This window comes from Clostridium sp. AF17-21AC, assembly GCF_003461365.1.
In the GTDB taxonomy this organism is placed as follows: domain Bacteria; phylum Bacillota; class Clostridia; order Lachnospirales; family Lachnospiraceae; genus Coprococcus; species Coprococcus ammoniilyticus.
The window spans coordinates 125833-147976 of the sequence record NZ_QTWY01000003.1 but is presented as its reverse complement, the minus strand read 5'-3'; the positions used below and the strand labels follow the sequence as shown (position 1 = coordinate 147976).

At 38.9% G+C, this 22144-nt stretch carries 16 protein-coding genes and 1 tRNA gene; 5 read left to right on the top strand and 12 right to left on the bottom strand.

Annotated elements, in window-relative coordinates:
• Positions 1–277: 277 nt before the first annotated feature.
• The 7 genes from DWW85_RS05760 to trmB form a co-directional block, all read right to left on the bottom strand.
• Positions 278–1234: an alpha/beta hydrolase gene (locus tag DWW85_RS05760; protein ID WP_347470671.1), complete on the bottom strand. Its 957-nt coding sequence runs from the start codon at positions 1232–1234 to the stop codon at positions 278–280.
• 170 nt (positions 1235–1404) lie between these two features.
• A complete protein-coding gene (locus tag DWW85_RS05755; RefSeq protein ID WP_117807951.1) occupies positions 1405–2130 on the bottom strand; it encodes a DUF6320 domain-containing protein in 726 nt (241 codons plus the stop codon).
• Positions 2123–3406: a hypothetical protein gene (locus tag DWW85_RS05750; RefSeq protein WP_117807949.1), complete on the bottom strand. Its 1284-nt coding sequence runs from the start codon at positions 3404–3406 to the stop codon at positions 2123–2125. The genes DWW85_RS05755 and DWW85_RS05750 overlap by 8 nt, the downstream gene beginning before the upstream one ends.
• Before the next feature lie 15 nt (positions 3407–3421).
• Entirely contained in the window at positions 3422–5113 is a 1692-nt protein-coding gene (argS, locus tag DWW85_RS05745; RefSeq protein WP_117807947.1) for an arginine--tRNA ligase, read from the bottom strand.
• Positions 5114–5205: 92 nt separating this feature from the next.
• The gene (locus DWW85_RS05740; protein ID WP_242996057.1) at positions 5206–6333 is read right to left on the bottom strand and encodes an ATP-binding protein; all 1128 of its coding nucleotides are present in this window, start codon (positions 6331–6333) and stop codon (positions 5206–5208) included.
• A 56-nt stretch (positions 6334–6389) separates the two neighbouring features.
• Positions 6390–7991 carry a D-alanyl-D-alanine carboxypeptidase family protein gene (locus DWW85_RS05735; RefSeq protein WP_117807944.1) on the bottom strand — a complete coding sequence of 534 codons (1602 nt, stop codon included), beginning with the start codon at positions 7989–7991 and terminating at the stop codon, positions 6390–6392.
• 19 nt (positions 7992–8010) lie between these two features.
• Positions 8011–8658, bottom strand: a complete 648-nt coding sequence (trmB, locus tag DWW85_RS05730) for a tRNA (guanosine(46)-N7)-methyltransferase TrmB (RefSeq protein WP_117807942.1) — start codon at positions 8656–8658, stop codon at positions 8011–8013.
• Between the two features lie 774 nt (positions 8659–9432).
• On the opposite strand from trmB, the gene DWW85_RS05725 reads away from it, so the two are divergent.
• Positions 9433–9505, top strand: a tRNA-Lys gene (locus tag DWW85_RS05725).
• A gap of 143 nt (positions 9506–9648) precedes the next feature.
• Here DWW85_RS05725 and DWW85_RS05720 read toward each other — a convergent pair.
• The 3 genes from DWW85_RS05720 to DWW85_RS05710 form a co-directional block, all read right to left on the bottom strand.
• The gene (locus DWW85_RS05720) at positions 9649–10959 is read right to left on the bottom strand and encodes a GHKL domain-containing protein (protein ID WP_242996056.1); all 1311 of its coding nucleotides are present in this window, start codon (positions 10957–10959) and stop codon (positions 9649–9651) included.
• A 24-nt stretch (positions 10960–10983) separates the two neighbouring features.
• The gene (locus DWW85_RS05715; protein WP_242996054.1) at positions 10984–11640 is read right to left on the bottom strand and encodes a LytTR family DNA-binding domain-containing protein; all 657 of its coding nucleotides are present in this window, start codon (positions 11638–11640) and stop codon (positions 10984–10986) included.
• A gap of 71 nt (positions 11641–11711) precedes the next feature.
• Positions 11712–12290 carry an accessory gene regulator B family protein gene (locus DWW85_RS05710; RefSeq protein ID WP_117807938.1) on the bottom strand — a complete coding sequence of 193 codons (579 nt, stop codon included), beginning with the start codon at positions 12288–12290 and terminating at the stop codon, positions 11712–11714.
• Between the two features lie 244 nt (positions 12291–12534).
• On the opposite strand from DWW85_RS05710, the gene DWW85_RS12680 reads away from it, so the two are divergent.
• From DWW85_RS12680 to DWW85_RS05700, 3 genes are all read left to right on the top strand, one after another.
• The gene (locus DWW85_RS12680) at positions 12535–12699 is read left to right on the top strand and encodes a hypothetical protein (protein ID WP_181986509.1); all 165 of its coding nucleotides are present in this window, start codon (positions 12535–12537) and stop codon (positions 12697–12699) included.
• Between the two features lie 144 nt (positions 12700–12843).
• Positions 12844–13503, top strand: coding sequence for an ABC transporter ATP-binding protein (locus DWW85_RS05705; protein WP_179960553.1), 660 nt, complete (start codon positions 12844–12846; stop codon positions 13501–13503).
• 14 nt (positions 13504–13517) lie between these two features.
• Entirely contained in the window at positions 13518–15899 is a 2382-nt protein-coding gene (locus DWW85_RS05700) for an ABC transporter permease (RefSeq protein ID WP_117807936.1), read from the top strand.
• Between the two features lie 101 nt (positions 15900–16000).
• Here DWW85_RS05700 and DWW85_RS05695 read toward each other — a convergent pair whose 3' ends face one another.
• Positions 16001–17524 (bottom strand): aminoacyl-histidine dipeptidase, encoded by a 1524-nt coding sequence (locus DWW85_RS05695; protein ID WP_117807934.1) that lies wholly within the window; start codon positions 17522–17524, stop codon positions 16001–16003.
• Positions 17525–17752: 228 nt separating this feature from the next.
• Positions 17753–18499, bottom strand: a complete 747-nt coding sequence (locus DWW85_RS05690; RefSeq protein ID WP_117784586.1) for an AraC family transcriptional regulator — start codon at positions 18497–18499, stop codon at positions 17753–17755.
• Between the two features lie 212 nt (positions 18500–18711).
• On the opposite strand from DWW85_RS05690, the gene DWW85_RS05685 reads away from it, so the two are divergent.
• A complete protein-coding gene (locus DWW85_RS05685; RefSeq protein WP_117807932.1) occupies positions 18712–22140 on the top strand; it encodes a carbohydrate binding domain-containing protein in 3429 nt (1142 codons plus the stop codon).
• Positions 22141–22144: the final 4 nt, after the last annotated feature.

The window sequence follows — 22144 nt, the reverse complement described above, 5'->3', positions numbered from 1 at the left end:
GTTACACTAATTATTGAATAATCAGTAGAACGGGAATTTTGTAATAGTCTAATAAAAAAGGAAAGATGTGACGTAACATAATATAGCGGCTCCGGAAAGAGCAATTTAAAAAAAGGGGGGGATTAAATTTTGCTATATCATGTGTAGTCACATCAATCTTATCGAAACGTAGACTGCGTCTTCGATGCTCTTATTATAACACCATTGTGTAGAAATATCTACTATTATTTTGAAAAATGTTGAAAAAATTTATATAGAGTGTTTCACGTGAAACATTCTATAACACCATCATCTGCTCTAAAAACTTGGAAACTTCCACCCATGCCTTTTTGGACTCGGGCATAAGAGTCATACCCATTTGAAATACATGGAACATATTCTCGTAGATCGATAAGCGTACTTTTACACCTTGTGACTTGGCTTTTTCAGCAACCAGAACAGAATCGGATAAAAGCATCTCATTTGATCCAACTTGAATCAGCATTGGAGGAAAACCGGTGAAATCTCCAAACAATGGTGAAATATATGGATCTGTCAGATCGTGATTTCCGGGATATACACTGTTATAGATCAGACTTTCATTTGTATTGCCAAAGAGAGGATCAATCTCAAAGTTTTCTGTATAGGATGATCCGCTTGCAGTCAGATCTGTCCATGGTGACATAGCTACGATTCCGGCAGGAAGAATACGGTCACGGTCTGTAAGATAATGGCAGAGAGCCATAGCCAGTCCGCCACCTGCAGAATCACCAGCAAGAATAATATGGTTTTCCGAGTATCCATGATTTAGCAGCCAATCATATGCATATAAAGCATCATTTAATGCTGCAGGATATGGATTTTCAGGAGCAACCCGATAGTCAATGGATAATACGGATGCACCTTTTCCAAGTTCCGAATATAATCCGGCAAACATACGATACTGTGTTTTAAAAGCTCCAACATAACCACCACCATGAAGTTGCAGGACAACATATGGATTATGAGAATTTTTCCACTTTAACAGTTCCATTTTGAAGTTTTTAGTTTCAATCAATTCACTGGTAAAGTGATCGGGATATTTGTATGTTTTATCAATGTCGCTTTTGGAACGATTGTTATTTCTGATCTGCGTAAGAAGATTATTGCTGTTAAAATCAGCGACCAGTTCACATACAAGCTTTGCCTGTTTGCTCATTCCTGAAGTATCAGGAGGAGTAGAAGAACCAGAGGTTAATTTATCTAAAAGTGCCATTTAATAAAATCTCTCTTTCTAAATTTAGTTAATAGTAAGCAGTGCACAACGAAAAATAATTGCTGGCACTGCTTTTACTATAAGATAATTTGTATTTTAAGATATTTATATTTGTAGAATATTATCTGTGATGTCATTTATAAAATAATATCTATGCCTGAAATATAATTCTATACATGAAATCTACGTTTTAGTTCTGTTGTTGCAGGTCGATCTCCGAACACCAGTGTACCACCGAGCAACAGAGCACTCATAATATCTGCAATGATCATAAAGAAATCATGTTTGAAGAACTTTCCGGTAAGCATAAGTATTGTCAGGATCACACAGATAATAATGATATATACCTGTAATAAAATATAGGATTGCCAGTTTTCGGTATTAATAATCATCAATACAAGAATTGCAATGTCAAGCATTGCAATAACACAAGGTATTGCAAAGTCAATTGACCACCCGGTATATCCAAGGATATAATCAATCAATACAAGAACGGGCATGATGAAAATTGCCTGTACCAGCATTTTTTTTCGATGACTCTTATTGTGCCTAAATGAATAGATCAGTGAAAAACAGGCATATGCAAGTCCGATTCCACAAAGAGCTGACCATTTGACCTTTGAATATGTCAGGTAGTTGATCAGGATCAGGATTCCTTCTACAACAATACTGCAAAAAATTGTCAGTTTGATAACAAATCGCATACGACGCATTGCAGGTGTGATGTCCGGATACATAACAGATTTTGACTTTTCACCAGTTTCTTGACTATGGTCAAGAAAGTCTTTTTCGCTTTCCGGATCTTTCACCGGATCATATTCCAGAACTCCGTTACATAAAGGGCATGAAAGGGAGTGATCCAGAACATCTATATTACAACGTCTACATTTACTCATAATACACCCCGTTACTTTCTATCGATACATGAATCCCATCCCGAACCATCTGGCGGAAAAATTCTTTCTGTATAAATGTTTCACGAATGGCAGAGCTGAAGGTGAAGACCAGTGTATCCTTATAACTGATGACACTTCCTTTGATGAACTGTCCTTTGGACATCGACAGAACGACATGGAAGCGGTCGATATATTCCTTATATATATCATCAACGGATACAACTCCAAGGTTGGTGATCGTTGATGTATTTGCTTTTAATGAAGCTTTATAAATACGGCGCATGGCGATGCTCTTAAAGACACGCGGAACGGCACGGATAATAAAATTCACTTCATTGGAAACGTTATAGGATAACAGCTTCTCCAGATTTTCTTTATTGATCTGTTCCTTCAGACTATCTGCGATGATGTGCAGAACATCTTCAAATGTATAAGTATCCTTCTCCGGCTTGAAGTAAGCAGAGACAACGGCAAAGAAGTTCTTCGTTGTATTGGAATTAAAATATGGGCGAAGATTTACAGGAACAACGGTGCTGATCGGACGCTTGGAAGGCTGCCCTTTCAGGTATTCTTTGTAGATTGCCCATGTAAATGTTCCAAGCAGATACTGGTTGATGGTTACACCATATTTTGCTGCCGCCTGTTTGATCTCGGAAACCGGGATATAGCCGTGCAGGATAGCAAAATGATTAAAAGGCAGCTTTTCACCTTTTAAGATAACTGCTTTTTCCGTTTTATAGGAACGTTTGGCAGGTCTTATATAGTTCTTCTTGTAGCTGTCCTCGATATCCAACGAGGAATCTGCATTTAAGGTATTACCTGCTTTTTCAGCAAGTTCCGGGTATTTGTACCGGAGGTACTGATAAGTCAGTTCCTTCAGGAAAATAAGAGCACCATTTCCATCTGTTAAGACATGAAAGACTTCCAGATTGATCCGTTTCTGATAGTAGGTAACACGGAACAGATATTCATTATTTGTAAAGGGATTGATATACAGACAAGGGTATGTGTCTTCTGGCATTACCCTTGGAGCAGGTCGTTCATTTGCTTCAAAGTAATACCAGAAGATCCCATTTTTTAGTTTGTGATTAAACACATCAAAAAATGGAAGAATCTTATCCAGTGCCTTTTGCAGGAGCTCTGCATCTATGTCTTCTGTCAATGTAACGGAAATACGATAAACGTTGCTTACATTTTCGCTTACAATGACAGGAAACAGGTTGGCAGTGTTATCGAGTTTATCCCATTTAATAGTCTTATTTAATCGTTTCGACATGAAAGATCACCTGATTTACATAGCTTCCGGTGCATTGATTCCGAGAAGCTCTAATGCATCGTGAAGAGTTTTCTTTGTAAGGTATGTCAGCATGACACGGGCATTCTTTACATTTTCCTCCGGTACGTTGATACGTGTGGAGTTATAGAATTTGTTAAATGCCTGAGCAACATCGACAGCGAATCTTGCAACAACAGATGGTTCGTATTTCTCTGCTGCATCCGATACAACCTTAGGGAAACGGCTGATCTCTTTTAAGAGATTCATAGCATCCGGTTCAGAGATCGTGCTGTAATCAACCGGCTTTGCAGGATCGAAATTCTCAGCAAGTCTTACAACGCTGGAGCATCTTGCATGTGTGTACTGAACATAAGGACCGGTCTCACCGTCAAAGTTTAATACCTTATCCCAGCTAAAGGATACATCCTTGATACGCTGGTTATAAAGGTCATTGAACAGAACAGAGCCAACGCCGACGATCTTGGCAACTTCTTCCTTATCAGGAAGGTTCGGGCTCTTTTCTGAGATGATTTCAAAACTCTTTTTAATTGCATCATGCAGAATATCTTCTGCATAGATGATATTTCCGCTTCTGGTTGAAAGCTTTGCACCCTCTAAGCTTACCAGTCCATAAGGAATGTGAACCAGAGAATCCTTTGCCCAGTCATTTCCAAGAAGCTCAACTACCTTGAATACCTGTGCAAAATGCAGCTTCTGTTCCTGTCCGGTTACATATAAGCATTTTGTGAAATGATAGGTATTCTTACGATAGAAAATAGCAGCCAGATCACGGGTTGCATAGATGGAGCTTCCATCTTTCTTTGTAACGATACATGGAGCCATATCATAGTCGGACAGATCTACGATCATAGCACCTTCGCTTTCCTTTAACAGGTTCGCATTTGTCAACTGGTCAACAACTTCCTGACATTTGTCACGATAGAAGCTTTCACCGAGATAATAATCAAAATCCATACCCAGAAGGTCATAGGTACGTTTGTATTCTACAAGGCTGATGTCCTTGAACCACTGCCAGATCGAGAGTGCTTCTTCATCCCCATGCTCCATCTTGCTGAACCATGCTCTTGCTTCATCTACAAGCTCCGGATTCTGGTCTGCTTCTTCATGGAACTTCACATAGAGACGCATAAGCTCGGCAACGCCATCTTTCTCAACTGCTTCCTTTGTTCCCCAGTTCTTATATGCAACGATCAGCTTACCAAACTGTGTACCCCAGTCACCTAAGTGGTTGATACGGATTACTTTATAGCCGAGTTTGGAATAGATCTTATAGAGGGAATTACCGATGATAGTAGTTCTGAGGTGTCCAACGTGGAAGTTCTTTGCTACGTTTGGCGAGGAGTAATCGATGCAGATAACCTTGTCTGCACCTTCATCGGAACCGCCGAAGTTGTCCTTTAATGCTGATTCGATCATGGTCTGGACAAAGATATTTTTCTTTACGAAGAAGTTCAGATATGCGCCCTGAACATCGATCTTATCGAGAAAATCAATATCACCAATAGCTTCTTTGATATCGGCTGCGATCAGGTTTGGTGCTTTGTGCATAGTCTTTGCCAGTCTGAAGCAAGGAAATGCATAGTCGCCAAGCTCCTGCTTTGGTGGTATCTCAATAAAAGTTGCAATTTCTTCAGCAGTCATGCCTTCTACATGATTTGCAATCAGATTTACGATTTTTTCTTTCATAATTAAGGTTGTCCTTTCAAATTCTTTCTTATATATTAAGGAAATGTCCTTATTTTTCTTTCATTTCATAATTAAGGGGGAGAACCCATAATCTACATTATTTCAATCGGGATAGAAAAACGGATATCTGTTCCACTGATGATATCACCTTCTATCTTAAGTTGTCCATTTAACAAATAAATAATCTCCTGAATGCGGTGAAGTCCACTGTTCCATGGAGAGGTGTGACTGTAATTCTCATCAATGCCGATGCCGTTATCATTGATATGTACCGATATCTGATCACTGTAGATCTGAATGTTGATACCAACACGATTTGCATTTGCATGCTTATATACATTGTCCAGACATTCACACAGTATACGGATCAGACTGATCGTGATAATTTCCGGAATCTCGATCGAAGCATCCGGACAGTCAATGTCAGATTCAATGACACATTCTGGATAAGCATCTTTGTATCGGAAAATGGTATCTTCTAATAAGGTTTCAATCGGTACAGTTGCATCAATGTCACCGGTAAGTCCCAAAAGGATAGCATTCAGAGAATCTTCCATGGATGCAGTTGAGTCGATGAGTTCATCAAGTGTGATCTTTGCCCGGTTGACATCCGACTTGATCAGCCATGACAGGGAATCCAGAGTATGTCTGGTTCGATCTAATTGCTCCAGAATATCGGTATGTAAGGATTGTACTAATTTATCCTGATCGTATTTTTTCAGACGAAGAATATTGAAGCCATGATTGATAACCGGAAGGTCTTCTTCAACCGGCTCTTTTTCCAATGCAACCGCTTCCTTTGTGAATTCTTCTGCCATTTCATCCAGAAAAGCATCCAGCTTTTTGGTTGCTGTATGAATGCGTGTGATCCTGCCCTTCAGCTCGTCGGCATCTGCCTGTAAGCAGTGGATCTTTGTTGTAAGAGCAGCATTAGAAGCGTTCAGCTCTTTTAATTCCTGTTCAATCTGTGCAGCTTTTTCTTCCTGCGTTGTTGTCGTTGTAGAAAATGGAGAAAAGACATTATGTCCGGCACTGTTTTTAAAGGAGTAGACCTCCAGTGTTTTCATAAGTTCATCAATTTTAATCTTTAATTCAAACTGTTCTGTTTTCAGAGCCTGGATCTGTTCCAGTTTCTCTACATACAGTTCGTTGAAGTAGTCCAGAATTTCCTGATTGGAATCCCGCACTGTTTTCAGATTTTCCGTTGTTGAAATATCCATGATATTCTCCATTCTCCTCTATATCTGTTAAGAGGTTTTGTTGTTTCTATTGTACCTTACTCGTCAAGGTCATTATCAAATGTTTCCTGAAGCTGTCGTCTGCGTTCTTCATATTGTTTTTTTCTTGCTGCCTGAAGCGCGCGTTGATGCTTTCTTGCTTTCTGTATATGGATCAGATAGGCCACAAACAATACGGCAAGAAGAAGCAGAACTGCAAGAATGATCCACAATGGATGGATCGACAGCTTCTTTTTTGCTGCAGAGGCTGCAACTGTTGCACCGGCTACATGTTCTGTGTTATTTGATGAAATCTGTTTCCCATCCGGGTTATAGCCGGTTACGGTAAGATCTGTTGTTCCTATCATATTTCCGCCATAGGAGAGAATCAGATGCCCCACGGTATAAGTATCTCCATCTTTTACCGGTTCTTTGTTATATTCGATACTGTAAGTTAATTTCTTAATATCATCATTTTTATTAAAATTCAGTTTATAGTCCTTATCAATCTGCAATGTAATATCAGAACCGGAATCAGTCTTGTAATAGGAGTTCAAATAATCAAGCGTCTGTGATGTCTGGGTGCTGTCAAAGGTATAGTCGGCCAGAGGTGTCTGGAGACTATAATTCCGGAAGCAATACTCATAGATGGCTTTGCTGTCAGTGTAGGTATTTGCTGCACCGTTACAGTTCATCAGAACGCAGATCAGTTCGGTATCACCTTTTTTACTCCAGGTAACAAGGGTATTTAATGCATCATTTGTATAACCGGTCTTACCGCCTTCGCAGTATTCATAGTAATATTTGCTGTCGGGATTTGTCATTTTACAGTGCTGCCAGAGCTGGCGTTCTTCCTCGCAAATATTTGTCGGTCCAATGACATGATTTCTGGTACCTGTTATTTTACGAAATTCATCGTGTTTCAGACAGGCTTTGGTTATTAATGCCATGTCATAACAGGTGGTATAATGGTTCTCATCCGGAAGACCATTTGCATTTACAAAATGAGTGCCAAGGCAGCCAAGCTTGACTGCACGTTCATTCATCATCTTAGCAAAATCTTCGATGCTCCCACCAGAGACAAATTCTCCGATGCCCCATGCAACTTCATTTGCGGATTCCAGCATCATACCATAGAGGGCATCCTCCATAGAGATCTGTTCACCTTCATCCAGACCGATATGGCTGCTTCCTCGATCAATGCCGAAGACGGCATCGTGTGACATTGTTACAGTATCGGTCAGCTTTGTATTTTCAATGGCAAGTAAGAAGGTCATAATCTTCGTGATACTTGCCGGGTACTGTTTATCAAAAGCGTTTTTTTGATATAGAATATTCCCAGTATTTGCGTCCAGTACGATGGCATAGTTGGACGCAAGCTCCGGTGCTTTGCCCGGTTCATCAGGGTACTCGGTTGTAACTAAGTATTCAGTTGTTCCATCCTCATCTGTGCTGTTATCTGATCCTTCGTTTGTAGAGTCATCAGATGCCGTATTCGTAACTGTACTGTCTGGAAGAAACAAATGGTCTGTTCCGGCAGCAGAGGATGACGTGCTGTCTATATAGAAAACGCTCATGGTAAATAACAGAACAGTGGACAGGATAACGACAGGAATTGCATGTCTTGTCCTGTTTTTCTTCGGGTTCTTTCTTATCTTCATGAACGGTTATTCTCCAATGCTATTTCTTTGTTCGATATGCAACCAGCCGGTTGATCGGGGTACCAAGAGCAGAAAACTTTGCTTCGTATTCTGTCATGATATTTCCTTCGTTGTATTCGGAATGGTGCAGATCATATGTGTAGTTTTCAAGTGTCCATCCTGCTTCCGGAACCTGCTCTAAGGAGAAGTCAAATAATGGACGGTTATCTGTCTTGAACATAACACGTCCGTCCGGCGCAAGGATATGATCGTAGTGTTCGAAAAAGTGAGTTGAAGTCAGACGTCTCTTGGCATGGCGATCTTTTGGCCATGGATCAGAGAAGTTCAGGTAGATATTTGCTACTTCATTCTCTGCAAAGACATTCTCGATATATTCGGCATCCATTCTTATAAAATAAAGATTGGTCATGCCTTCTTCCTGTTCACGTTTCTCGATGGCGCGCACTAGAACGCTGGAATATTTCTCGATACCGAGATAGTTGATATCCGGATTCCGTCTGGCAAGCTCCATAATAAATTGTCCTTTTCCCATACCGATCTCGATGTGGATGGGATTTGTATTTCCAAAAAATTCGCTCCATTTGCCTTTCATGCTTTCTTCGTCGTGTACGACGTATTTGTTGTCGGCGATTGTCTCTCTGGAGCCTTTTACGTTTCTAAGTCTCACGAGGGTGTTCCTCCAAAATAATCTTAATTCGCAATGCCCACCATGTGGTCAATTCGCAATGCCCACCTCGCCTGACGGCTTTGTGGTGGATCGCAATGCCCACCATGTGGTCAATTCGCAATGCCCACCTCGCCTGACGGCTCGGTGTAGTGCTTCGCACTATAGAATTATATATATATAGAACTCGCCGTAAGCAAGCTTCCGCTCGTTCTACATATATATAATTCTGCATTGCTCATTGTTCCATTATATCAATATTAGGGTTTTAAAGTAAATAGCGGGGCTGTTTTTTTTATGTTTTTTCGTGGGTTTTGATGGTGATATCAGGAATTACCGGGAACTTATTCCGGTTTCTTCATATAATATGGTATAGGAGGCTTTTTTTGGTGGGGATGAGGTTTTTGTCCGTCAGAAGTTGGATGAAAAGCGGAGGTGTTTTTGTGAATGGGAAATCATAAATTTCAGAAAAAGGTGACTGCATGCTGTTACTGCAAAAAAGGATTTAACAAATGGTGTGTTTGTTTATACAGGGGATATGAGGAAGTGAAAAAAATTTTGAATCAGGATTGCTGCAAGAGAGAAAAGAAACCGCGCTGCTACAATAGAAGAAGGTAAAAATCAATAGGAAAAAAGTACAAAAATCTGCATAAAATCTATGCAAATAACCGATATTAAAAAAAGTTAAAATTTTTTGAAAAAAATGCTTGCATTTGGATAAACTATGTTATATAATCAATTTCGTTGTCGGCGAGATAACAAAATAAAAACGACTTCGGGCCGCTAGCTCATTTGGTAGAGCACCTGACTCTTAATCAGGGTGTGCGGGGTTCGAGCCCCCGGCGGCCCACTACAAAAGTCCTAATTTGGCAGATATTTGAAGCTGCTGGGTTGGGGCTTTTTTTCGGCTTAAGGATATATATTCTGATAAAAAGAAAACTACCGGAAACACATGGGTATATCTCTGGTTGACAGGGAAATATTTTATATGTTTCAGGTAGTTCGTTTTTTTTCTGGAATGATAACGGTTACAGAATAAAGTCCTGGATTATAGTTGATCAGACAGAAACCACCACAGGCTTCTGCAGAGTTCTTTACATTTTTCAGACCGTATCCATGTATGAAGTCCAGATTTTCAATATCTTCCGGAGGTTCTTTTCCCACAGGGAAGTGATAGGTATTTGTAATATAGATCGTAAAGGTATGTTCAACCGTTTGAATATTGATGTTAATCTCACCACCATGTTCTTCCAGACAGGCATTTAACGCATTGTCTAACAGGTTGCCAAGAATGATAGTCATATGATAATCGTCACATGGAACAAGATCATTGTCAATTTTTAGTTTGGTTGTGAGTTTGATGTTGTGGCGGACAGTCCGAAGCATCAGATTGCTTATAAAAGCATCAATGACTAGATTCCCTGTATTTACAGTACAATATCTGGCTTCCAGATCGGACATGGTTTCTCTGGCATATGGAATGATCTGATCATAATGCTTTTCATTTACACAGGTTTCAATATAGAACAGATGCTTTTTTGTATCGTGCATGAATCCACGAATGTTTTTATAGGCATCTCCAAGCTGCTGGTATTTTTGTCGCTGATAGTTTACCTGCTCGGTAAGCTGTCCTGCTTCCTGGGCAAGTGATTCAGCTTTTAAGACGCTCTGAAGCAGTATGTAGTTTACGATATTAATAATAAGCAGAAAGATGACAAGAATCAGGTAAGCATCAGGGTCGGTTTTATTCATGTGGAAAAAGGATGGCAACAGAACCAATATGCAGGATAAGGCCGGAATAAGGATCAGAAGTGCTGCATATTTTTTTGACTTTACACCGGCCTTTTTCTTTTTAATAATGTGAATGACCATGATAATCAAGATGATTAACAGATCACATATAAAAGAAATGGATGTAAATGTTATTTCAGGGAGGGTGTCGAATTGAATCGTAACATTCGTAAAATGAGCAATAATATAGTAGGCAAGTTCCTCGCAGATTGAGATTATGATGGAGTAGCTTACAATTACCAATACACGATAAATAACCCCGGAGACAAAAAAGAAAGAGAGAAGAAAGGTTCTCAGATTTGTCAGTGAGGTACGGAAAAGGGTAACCATGTTTGATACATCAGCATTAAAAGGCGCAGTTATCTTCCAGAAGATAAAATCAGATAATAAAAATGCAAGTATCAGCCAGTAAAAGTGTACTTTATCTTTTCTTTTTTCAAACATTGTCTGAAGGTATAAATATAATACGATATTATCAATTACAGAACTTAACAATGTAATGTATGTTGACATTGATTCTCTTTCCTCTATAAAAACTTAGTTTAATACATGTATGATTCGATCGGCATATAACTGCTGTAATGGACTTATCTTTCTTCTGCTGATTGGAAGTTGTTCGCCATTATCCATTAAAACATGTGTCTGCTGGATGATCTGGATATGCCCAATGTTGATCAAATATCCACGATAAGTTGAATAAAAGCTGTGTGTTGCCAGACGATTTTCCCATTCCTGAATGGTTCCTTCGCCATACAGAACTGTATCTGTCAAATGGTATTCAAGATACCGTTTTTCACCTTTCACTGCCTGAATATATAAAAGGTTATTAACAGGGATCAGGTGTTCTTCTCCGTTTGTATCGATTACAATTTTTGTTACATGTGAATGTTGATATCGACGGATGATATCAGACAGCAATTTCTCAATTCTTACATAGTTTACCGGTTTTGTAAGAAACTGAAATGGTTGTACTTCAAAGCTTTCCTGCATGTATTCAGGATAGGATGTTACAAATACAATAAATGATTCATCATATAATTCATCACGCAGATATCTTGCGATCGTCATGCCATTGATTCCGGGCATTTCGATATCGAGCAGAAGAATCTGAAATGGATGCTCACGCTGTGCCTGTAAAAGGGCTTCGCCGGATTGGAATGATTCAATTTCAAACTGAATATTATAAGATATCATATAATGTTTAATGTGTTCTGTCAGACAAGCTATATCTAATTGAGTGTCATCACAGATGCCGAGCCGAAAGGTCATAAATTCCTCCTGTTTTTCCAGATGCCAATGTATAAACTTATCACGCCTTCCATCATACAGATTGTAATCATACTCATGTAAAGTGGTTGCCTGCATATATAGAGGACAATCATAAGGATACTTATAATTATACAGGTTATGATGCATCGGTGAAATAATTTTTTTCGCTGATCTACAGATAATCGTTTGTTCTTTGTATCAACCGGTGCAACCGGGAGGATCATACCCCAGAAAATCAGATATAGAATAAGCAGTCCGACAGGTTCTATATATGGCACAAGAACCGGACCGAGAAAAACAGTCGCCAGATAAATGCCATATGAAAGCAGGGTACACCCAAGTCTTGTATTTGCATGGAAGCCTCCGGCAAAATGACGGATCGGGACAGTAACCAGAAGATAGCAAATGGTAATGCCAAATCGATGGACGAGCAGACCGAAGATAAGAACTATGATATCATATAAGAGAGACTCGATCAGATAGTCAAAGAGATAAGCATATATGGATTGTTGTTCTTTTGGTATCTGTCCGTCTTCTGTTAATATATCTGCCAGATATGTTCCGGGTTGTTTCATCAGCAAAAATCCCCCTTTTTATTAATAAAATCAGTATAACATGAAATAGTAAAAAATGTATTTTTTTAGAGTGAGTGGTCGAAATTCGGGAGTGAATGGTACAAAAATTACCGTTCACTCTCAAATTTCGACCACTCACTCCAAAATCAACAAATTTTGAAAAAGATGTGTTAATATGTAGATGCGGTTTGGGTTTTAGCCGTGATAATAAAAAGGGCAAAAAATAAGAAAGGGGGAGATGGTTATGAAGAAGACAGTAGCCAGACTGATCTGTAAGTTTGGTGCACAGCTCTGTGCTGTTGCAATGGTTATTGCACCGCTGGTATCCGATATATGCAGAAACAAGTATTATCAGCCAGAGGAACCGGAGGGCTTTGAAGTTTTTGCCAACGAGCATAGGGTTAGCTAGAGGGGCTTAAGCAGAAAGCGATTCTTCAAATAATGAAGCACGTTATATTTTCCATGTTGTTTATAATAAGAAAAATCGACTGTAAATGGAAAATATGACGTGCTTTTGTTAAATAAAAATATTGAGCGCAGAGAGGTGGATATCATGATAAAAATAGAACATTTGACAAAAAAGTATGGAGAAGGAGATTCCTGTTGTCTGGCGCTTAATGACGTTAGTGCAGATATTCAGGAAAATACATTTACAGTTATTACAGGCAAAAGTGGAAGCGGAAAAACAACATTATTAAATATGATCGGATTGATTGATAAGCCGGATTCTGGAAGCATATTGGTTGAAGACAGGAATATATTGGACTATGGTAAAAAAGACTGTTTACGATATCGTCGGGAAATGATTGGAATGGTATTCCAGTTTTTTCAGTTAATACCGGTTCTTACATGTCGGGATAATATTATGATCGCAAATGAATGTGTAAAGAAATGTAAGAAGGATTATTTTGATACATTGACAGAACAATTAGATATAAAAGATCTTTTAAATAAATATCCGGATCAGTTATCAGGTGGACAACAACAACGGATTGCAATCGCGAGGGCATTGATCAATCAACCCAGGATCATTCTGGCAGACGAACCAACCGGTAATCTGGATTCGGAGAACAGCAGACGTGTCATTGATCTGTTGAAACAGACAACAAATGAATATGGCATGACTTTGCTCATGGTGACGCATGATGCTGATATTGCAAAGCAGGCAGATCACTGTATTCATCTTGTTGACGGAAGAATCCAGCAGAATTAAGGAGGGGAAACAATATGAAGTGCCGATTGATATTTCACAATATCCTGCACAACAGGAAAAAAGCGGTTCGGGCAATTATAAGTATTTGTTTTTCTGTTATGCTTATCTTTTCCTCGATCAATGCATATATATCATTTCAGGATATGCGGCTGCAAAATGCGTATCAGACAAATGGAGAATATAATATTACTTTACATAATGTAACATATAAGGTTCGTGACTGGATATTGGAGCAGTATAAGGATCAGGCAACACTTGGTGTAGAAAAAATAGTTGCAAATGTAAATAATGAATTATGCATCGTGGATAGTGATGCAGCTTCGATCACTATGAATCATTACCAATTAGAAAAGGGCATTTTTCCCCAAAAAGAAAATGAGATTGCTATATCGGCAACAGCCAAATACAAAAATGTATATATTGCTAAACAATTTGATCTGGGAGACACAGTTACCTTCAAGGATCAGACCTATACGATTAGTGGAATTTTAAATGATTATGATTATAGTACACAGGACGTCTATAAGGTTGCGATCGTAAATGGAAGTATACGGGGAAATTTATACAACATCTATATTCATTTTAATGATCGACGGGACTATCAGCCGGGATATAAAGCAATAAAAAAATATATGGATCTGAGTTCCAAACAGATTTTTAATGGTGATACCGCCCATGGATTTATGGAAGGATACCATATGATTACAAATGGAGATCTGAATGCGATAGAGATTGACAGATCAGGCGGGCTGGAGGATACCAATATTGGACAACTCCTCATGGGTTTTATCATACTAATCATACTTACTTCACTCATTCTTGGTATTCATATTTTCCTGTCGTATATGAGTGAAAGAAGTAATCAGCAGGGAATCCTAATGAGTCTTGGATTTTCAAACAGCTATATTTTTTCGGCATATTTCCTGGAGGGTTTCATTCTGATAATTATTGGATGTGTGCTTGGACTTATACTTGGAAGATATATTACCATTTTGATCTTTAAGCTTATACAGTCATTACGAACCATCCCACTGGAACATTTCGCTCCACAGTTCCAGCCAATTTCATATATGGTCATTTGGGGAATCTGTGTATTGGATTTTATAGTTGGAATCTGTCCTGTATTAATATATCGTTCAAGAATGAAAATGATCGATATTATGAAAGGTGGAAAGAACAATTATAAGGTAAAGGATAAACGTGGATCTGAAAAAGGAAATATCATGATGCGGTATTCCATTCGGGATACCGGAGATTATGAAAAGGTATTTTCATTCCTGTCTCTTGTCTTGATCGGAATGGTAACGATGCTGGTTCTTATGGTAAATCGTTATGTATCATATCAGTTATTGTCTGAGGAAAGTCAGGATGTACAGTTTTCACTAATATCCGATGATGTCAGTCATATGGACGATTTTGAAAATCTGATACCGGGCGTTTCCTACTATGATGAGGTTTATGATACTATGGGTGAGTTTTTCATTGATCCTTCTCTTATCAATATGGACTATGCAGATGATTTGATATTTTCAGATGATGAAAAGGGTGTGTGGTGTGAGATTGTTGGTGTCAGTGAAAAACAATATAACCGAAAAATAGAGATGTCACAGGAGGTCAGCTATAATAAGTTTGTCCAATCTGGAGGAGTGATCATAATTGATAATTATAAGAATACAGAAGATTGTATTTTAAATGATATCCCGGATACACTAAAGTATGCGGGTCGTCAGGAGGAAGAAGGACCGGTATTTTCAGAGGGAGAAGTACCGGTTTTCGGAAGAAGCAGATTCTTAAACTGGAAGGATCAGAATGGAATCGCTATCATTGTTCCTGAAGAGCTGTTTAAAAAACAATTCGATTATACAAATGTACTTATTAATATAAATGTAAAGTCGGGTTATGAGTTAAAGGCAGCAGAGTTTCTGAATACACATGCACCTGTATATGAATATTCTTTCTTCGATACTTTGACAGATTATATCCGGGATCAGGATAATAAGAAAACGATTCAGGGTGGTACTTATGGAATTTTTGTAATCATTATGGTAATTAATTTCCTGGCAGTTTTATATATCCATGCACTGACATTCGTTCGACGCAGACACAACTTTGCCATCCTGAAGGCAATTGGCCGCACAGACAGCAGTATTATTTTGCCGATGCTTCTGACCAAGATTGGTCAGGGAATTGTTGTATCTATTGTAGCTGTCTTTATAGTGACACTTTTGTGCCGCTTATATTTGTCAGAAATAACAAAAAATATTGTGTTAGTTGATGGCTGGAAAAGCATAGCACTGGTGCTTGCATTTGTTCTGTTTATTCAGATAGTGGCAATTTTTATGGATGTTATTCAATTAAAAAGACAAAGAATCTTAAGGGATCTGAGAGAGGAATAAGGGAGGGTAATTATGAAAATGAAGGTAAAGATTCTTTTATGATAAGAGCTGACACGATAACAATAGAATTGTTAGGTGTCAGCTCCTTTTTTTAAGATATATTATTTCAATTCTTTCAATATCTTTAAGGTATATTTCCATGTTCTGCGGACACTTTCCACGTTCATGGATTCGTTGGTTGTGTGGATATCGTCCATATCCGGTCCGAAGGATACACAGTCAAGTCCCGGAAGTTTAGAAGCAAAGATTCCACATTCTACACCGGCATGGAGTGCCTGTATTACAGGTTCTTTTCCATACTGCTGTTTGAATATTTTTACCATCAGATCGCGAAGCGGAGAATCTTCCCGGTATTCCCATGCGGGATAATCTCCGGTTACTGTCAATGTTCCGCCTGCAAGAGTGGCGAGAGATTTCAGGCTGTTTAGCAGAGCATCTTTTTCGCTTCCGATACTGCTTCGGACGGAGCTTTTAAAAGATACCATGCCATTTGTTGATTGATCGTCTGGTTTGATCGTTGACAGGATACCGAGGTTCAGGGAAGTCTGAACCAGCCCTGCGATATCTTTGCTCATTTTCCGGACACCATTTGGGTAAGTCATTAAGACATCGATCACGGTATGGGTAGATGTATCCGTCATTGTGGCTGTCGGAAGATCAACAGGCTCTAAGGTGATACAGATATCCGGGTCTGTATGGGTGCATTCATGACGGATGATCTGATTCCACTTGGAGATGAGATCCTGAAGACTTGCGTGCGCAGAATTCGCTGGAATATCTGCATGGCCTGGTGTGTTTATGTCAGACATATCGGTATCAGAAAAGATAACGACAGCTTCTGCATCGGTCGGAATGGCGTTATCCTTTAAGCCACCGGAGAGTGTAGACAATTTCATATCAAAATCGTTTGCAAGGGCGTTCAGAACACGTCCTAACACCTTGCTGGCATTTGCACTTTGCTTGTTGATCTCGACACCGGAATGACCGCCACAGGCATGTGCGACAGAGAGCTTATAGGCAGATGCCTTTTCGTTCGTATTTTCCCATTTAACAGGGATCTGAACATCTGCGGTTGCGCCGCCTGCACAACTGACAAGCAGATAGCCTTCGTCTTCGGAATCAAGATTTAACATGATACGGGATGAAAGTGGTGTGCAGTCAAGAGCCGCCGCACCGAGCATGCCGATCTCCTCATCAACCGTGAAGACTGCTTCCAGTGGTGGATGTGGGATATCGTGAGAGTCGAGTATTGCAAGTGCAAATGCGACAGCGATTCCATCATCACCGCCAAGGGTCGTGCCTTCTGCGCTGATAATGCCGTTTTCCAACTTGAGTTTCAGACCGTCGGTATCCATATTGATCGGGCAGTCCTTTTCTTTCACAGCAACCATGTCAATATGTCCCTGCAGCATGACAGGGGCGGAAGTCTCATAGCCGGATGTTCCCGGCTTAAAGATAATGACATTGTTGGAAGCATCTTTGATATATTTCAGTTCATGTGCTTCGGCAAATGCAGCCAGATAATTACTGATCGCATCGGTATGACCGGAGCCATGTGGGATGGAGCAGATTTCTTCAAAATAATGGAATACATTTTGCGGTTCTATAGATGATAATATAGACATATGTGCCTCCTTGAAATAAGCTCATGATATAATGCTGAAAAATCACTTGCTTGCAAGAGATGATTTTTCGAATGCATTGAGTGATGAAATCACGATATAATGCTGGAAAATCACTTGCTTGCAAGGGATGATTTTTCGAATGCATTGAGTGAGCTATGCTTACACTATAATATAAAATAAAATGTGCATATCCAGTATAACACAAGATATGCACAGATAGTTGTTGTATTATTTTCCAAGGGCAGTTGTTCGTAAAAAAGATTCCTGATATTTTCTTGGAGTGACTCCAGTTGTCTTTCGAAATACTTCTGTAAAATAACTCTGGCTGGGAAATGCCAGAATTGAGGCAATTTCAGAAGGCGAGAAATCAGAATAAAGTAACATATTTTTCGCTGTTTCAATTTTTTTATCACGAATATAGTTGCTGATTGTCTGACCGGTTTCCTTTTTAAAAAGCCGGGATAGATAGGAGATATTTAATCCTGTCAGCTTAGCAAGTTGTTCTGCTGTGATATGGGTATGAAGATGATCATAGATATAATCCAGACAGACAGCAATATGGAGTGATGATATTTTGGATTTTCGAAGGTTTCGCATTCGTTTCGCATAATCCATACACATGGCAGGATGAAGTGCTGCAACTTCCTCTGGCGTTTTGCAACGGTCCGCTTTTTGGATATAGAAATCGCTCAGACTGTAGGCATTTGACAATTCCATACCACCTTCAATGCAGTAACGTGCAATAATTGCTGTTGTAATGACATAATGGTATTTTATGTTTTGAAGATAGTGGTCGGACAAGGTGCCTAATCCTTCTTTATCTAATAAGGATTCCTGACACAGCTGTTCAACCTTTGCTACATCTCCTTCTTTTATCGCTGCATAAAAGGAAACCTCCGGATTGTATGGAGCCCGCAGAAGATTATTTTCCCTTTGAACAAATTCTCGGTATACAAGTTCTTTTTTCAGTTGCATATTCTATCCCCGTTCGTATAAAACAGTCATAAGACTATATAGTAAATATGACAGATAAAACAATATGACTATTAGTAAATTTGTATAAATTGTATCATAAAACATGACTATGGTCAATAAAACGATATAAAAGTAATATAAACGATATAAAGAAAACAGTAGTCTTCTTATACTATTTGCATAACAAAAATTTATACGGGAGGTATGTATTCATGAAAAATGCAAAAAAGATTATTGCTTTTTTAATGGCTCTTACACTTTTAGTAAGCACCATCCAGATGCCGGTTATGGCTGCAACAACAAAAAAAGCAACAATCAAGACGGTATCGATTGTAAAGCCTGAGACAAAAACGCTTGTTTTAAAAGCAAAGAAATCATACCAGTTGAAAACAAAAGTAACTGTAAATGGAAAAATCAGTAAGAAAGTAACCTACAAATCTTCAAATGAAAAGGTTGCTACCGTAAGTAAAAACGGTAAAATCAAGGCATTGAAAAAGGGAAAAACAACTATAACAGTAAGAAGCAAGGTAAATAAGAAGAAAAAGACAACCTTGAAGGTTATTGTTGGAACACCTGTTAAATCTGTAAAGCTCAATAAAAGCAAGGTGAAAACACAGGTTGGCAAGAAGGTAAAATTAAAAGCAACAGTTTCACCTAAAAAATCCAGTGTAAAGGGTGTAAAGTTTACTTCAAGCAATAAGAAGGTTGCAACAGTAAGTAAAAAGGGTGTTGTTACCTGTAAAAAGGCTGGAAAAGTTACAATTACAGCTACGGCTAAAGATGGCAGTGCAAAGAAGGCAAAATGTACAATTACTATTAAAAAGAAGAAAACTGAGCCATCCAATAAACCGGGAACACCAAACAAGCCGGGAACACCAAACAAGCCGGGAACGCCAAACAAGCCGGATGATAAAGACGATCAGGATAACAAGGGCGATGAAGACAACAAGCTTTCTTATGATGGATATAATCTGAAATGGGAAGATGACTTTGATGGTGATGCGTTAAATGAGGATGACTGGAATTATGAAGAGCATGCACCAGGATGGGTAAACAGTGAATTACAGGCATATGTAAAGTCTGATCAGAATGTATATGTAAAGGATGGAAAGCTGGTTATCCAGCCTGTCAAGACAAAGAATGAAGATGGTTCATATTCTATTACTTCAGGAAGAATCAATACACAGGGTAAGCATGATTTTACATATGGATTGTTTGAGGTAAGAGCTAAGGTTCCAAGTGGAAAAGGTTTCCTTCCGGCCTTCTGGATGATGCCAACAGATGAAAATCTGTATGGACAGTGGCCAAGATGTGGTGAGATTGATGCTATGGAAGTTATGGGGCAGGAAACAGATAAGGTTTATGGCACGATTCACTATGGAAGTCCACATGCGGAAAAGCAGGGAACATATACATTAGAGAATGGAAATTTTGCAGATGAATATCATACATTTTCATGTGACTGGCAGCCGGGTAAGATCACATGGTATGTAGATGGAATAAAATATCATGAGACAAGTGACTGGTTCACAGCAGTTGAAGGTGAGACAGAGGTTGCTTATCCTGCACCATTTGATCAGCCATTTTACATGATCTTAAATCTTGCAGTTGGTGGATCATGGGTTGGATATCCGGATGATGATGCAGATTATATCAATACTCAGAGTTATAGTATTGATTATGTAAAAGTATATCAGAAGGACAGCTACAATGAAGATGTAGAAAAACCTGTTAACGAAGTAATTATCCGTGATCCGGATGCAAATGGAAACTATGTAAACAATGGAGATTTTGCTAAGACAGAAGATCTCACAGATGACATAGACTGGAAATTCCTTACCGCTTTAGAAGGAGAAGGAAATGCAGTTATTAAAAACAAGGCAATTGAAATACATACAGATAAAGCCGGAACAGTTGATTACAGTATTCAGCTTGTTCAGCCGTCAATTCCTGCAGAAAAAGGCGGCGAATATACAGTAACATTTGATGCATGGGCAGATGAAGCACGTACTATGAAAGTAGATGTATCTGCACCAGATCGTTCCTACAAGCGTTATCTGAATGATACGGTTGTTGACCTGAAAACAGAGAAGCAGACCTATACTTATACATACACCATGACGGATAAGCCGGATGCAAATGCACGTCTGGAGTTCAATTTCGGTGCTACAGATTCAACAGCTACTGTATACATTACAAATGTATCAATTAAAAAGACAGCACAGAAGGAAATTGATAATAGTAAAAAACCTTTATCAGATGGTAACTATATTTACAATGGTGGTTTTCAGGAAGGTAAGAATCGTCTCGGTGACTGGACTGTGACAAATAACTGCCAGGCAGTAGTTAGCGTAACAGGATTGGCAGATGGCCGTCGTCTTATGGTAAAGGCTGATACAAAGAATAAAGCGGATGTAATCCTTTCACAGGATGGTCTTCCACTTAACGTTGAGACAGAATATGCATTGAGCTTTGACGCACAGGCAGATATAGATATGCAGCTTGATGTAGTTATTGCAGGTGAAACATTTACTGCAGATGTAACAACAGACAAACAGACATTTAACTATGTATTTAAAACACCGGAAGAGTTAACTGATGCATTTAAGACGATAACATATTTCCTTGGAAATAAGGGAACGATCTATTTGGACAATGTTCGCGTTGTTGAAAATACACTGATTAAGAACGGAAGTTTTAAGGCAGGTTTCTCCGGTTACGAAGTATATGCAGAAGGCAGCACAGATGTATCTTATGTAGTCGACAGTCAGACAGAAGATTATGCAGCAGATTTTACGATCAAGGATACAGGTGCTCAGGACTGGATGATCCAGTTAAAGCAGAACAATATTAGTCTTGAAGAAGGTCAGTGGTACAGACTATCATTAAAGGCAAAATCAGATATGAACCGTAAGCTTATGGTTGCACTTCAGAGAGATGGTTCATCTGATGATGACTGGACACCATATTCAGGATCAAAGACAGTTGATCTTACAGATGAATATCAGTCTATTGTTGTTGAGTTCAAGATGAAGAACAAGAGTGATCCTAGAACAATTTTAAGTATTTCTATGGGTGCTGTAGGCGATGTTCAGATCAAACAGCAGCATAGAATCTGTATTGATGATATTATTCTTGAGAAAATTGATGCTCCAAAGGTTGATGAGACGGAGTCAGATGTGAATCTGATTAAGAATGCAGATTTCTCAGAGGGAGACAATGGACTTTCAAACTGGGAAGGTGGTATTATGGGTGATGCTGTTGGAACACAGACAGTTGATAAGGGTGTTATCACTTATGAATTATCAGATGCTGGAACTGCTGACTGGAATGTACAGTTGAAGCAGATGGGACTGGCATTGGAAAATGGAAAGACCTATGAAGCAAGTATTACTTTAAAGTCAACCGAAGCAAGAACGGTATTATTGAATTTCATGAGCAACTCTTATAAATGGTATGGTGGAGAAACAATTGTTCTTCCAAAGAATGAAGAGGTTGTAAAAACCATTACATTCACAATGAATGAAGAGACAGATACTGATGCTGGATTCTTCCTCTCTATGGGTAAGATTGCGGATGTTGATACCCCTGCATCTACAATCACAGTATCAAATATCTCTTTAAAAAAGCTTGCTGAATAATTCG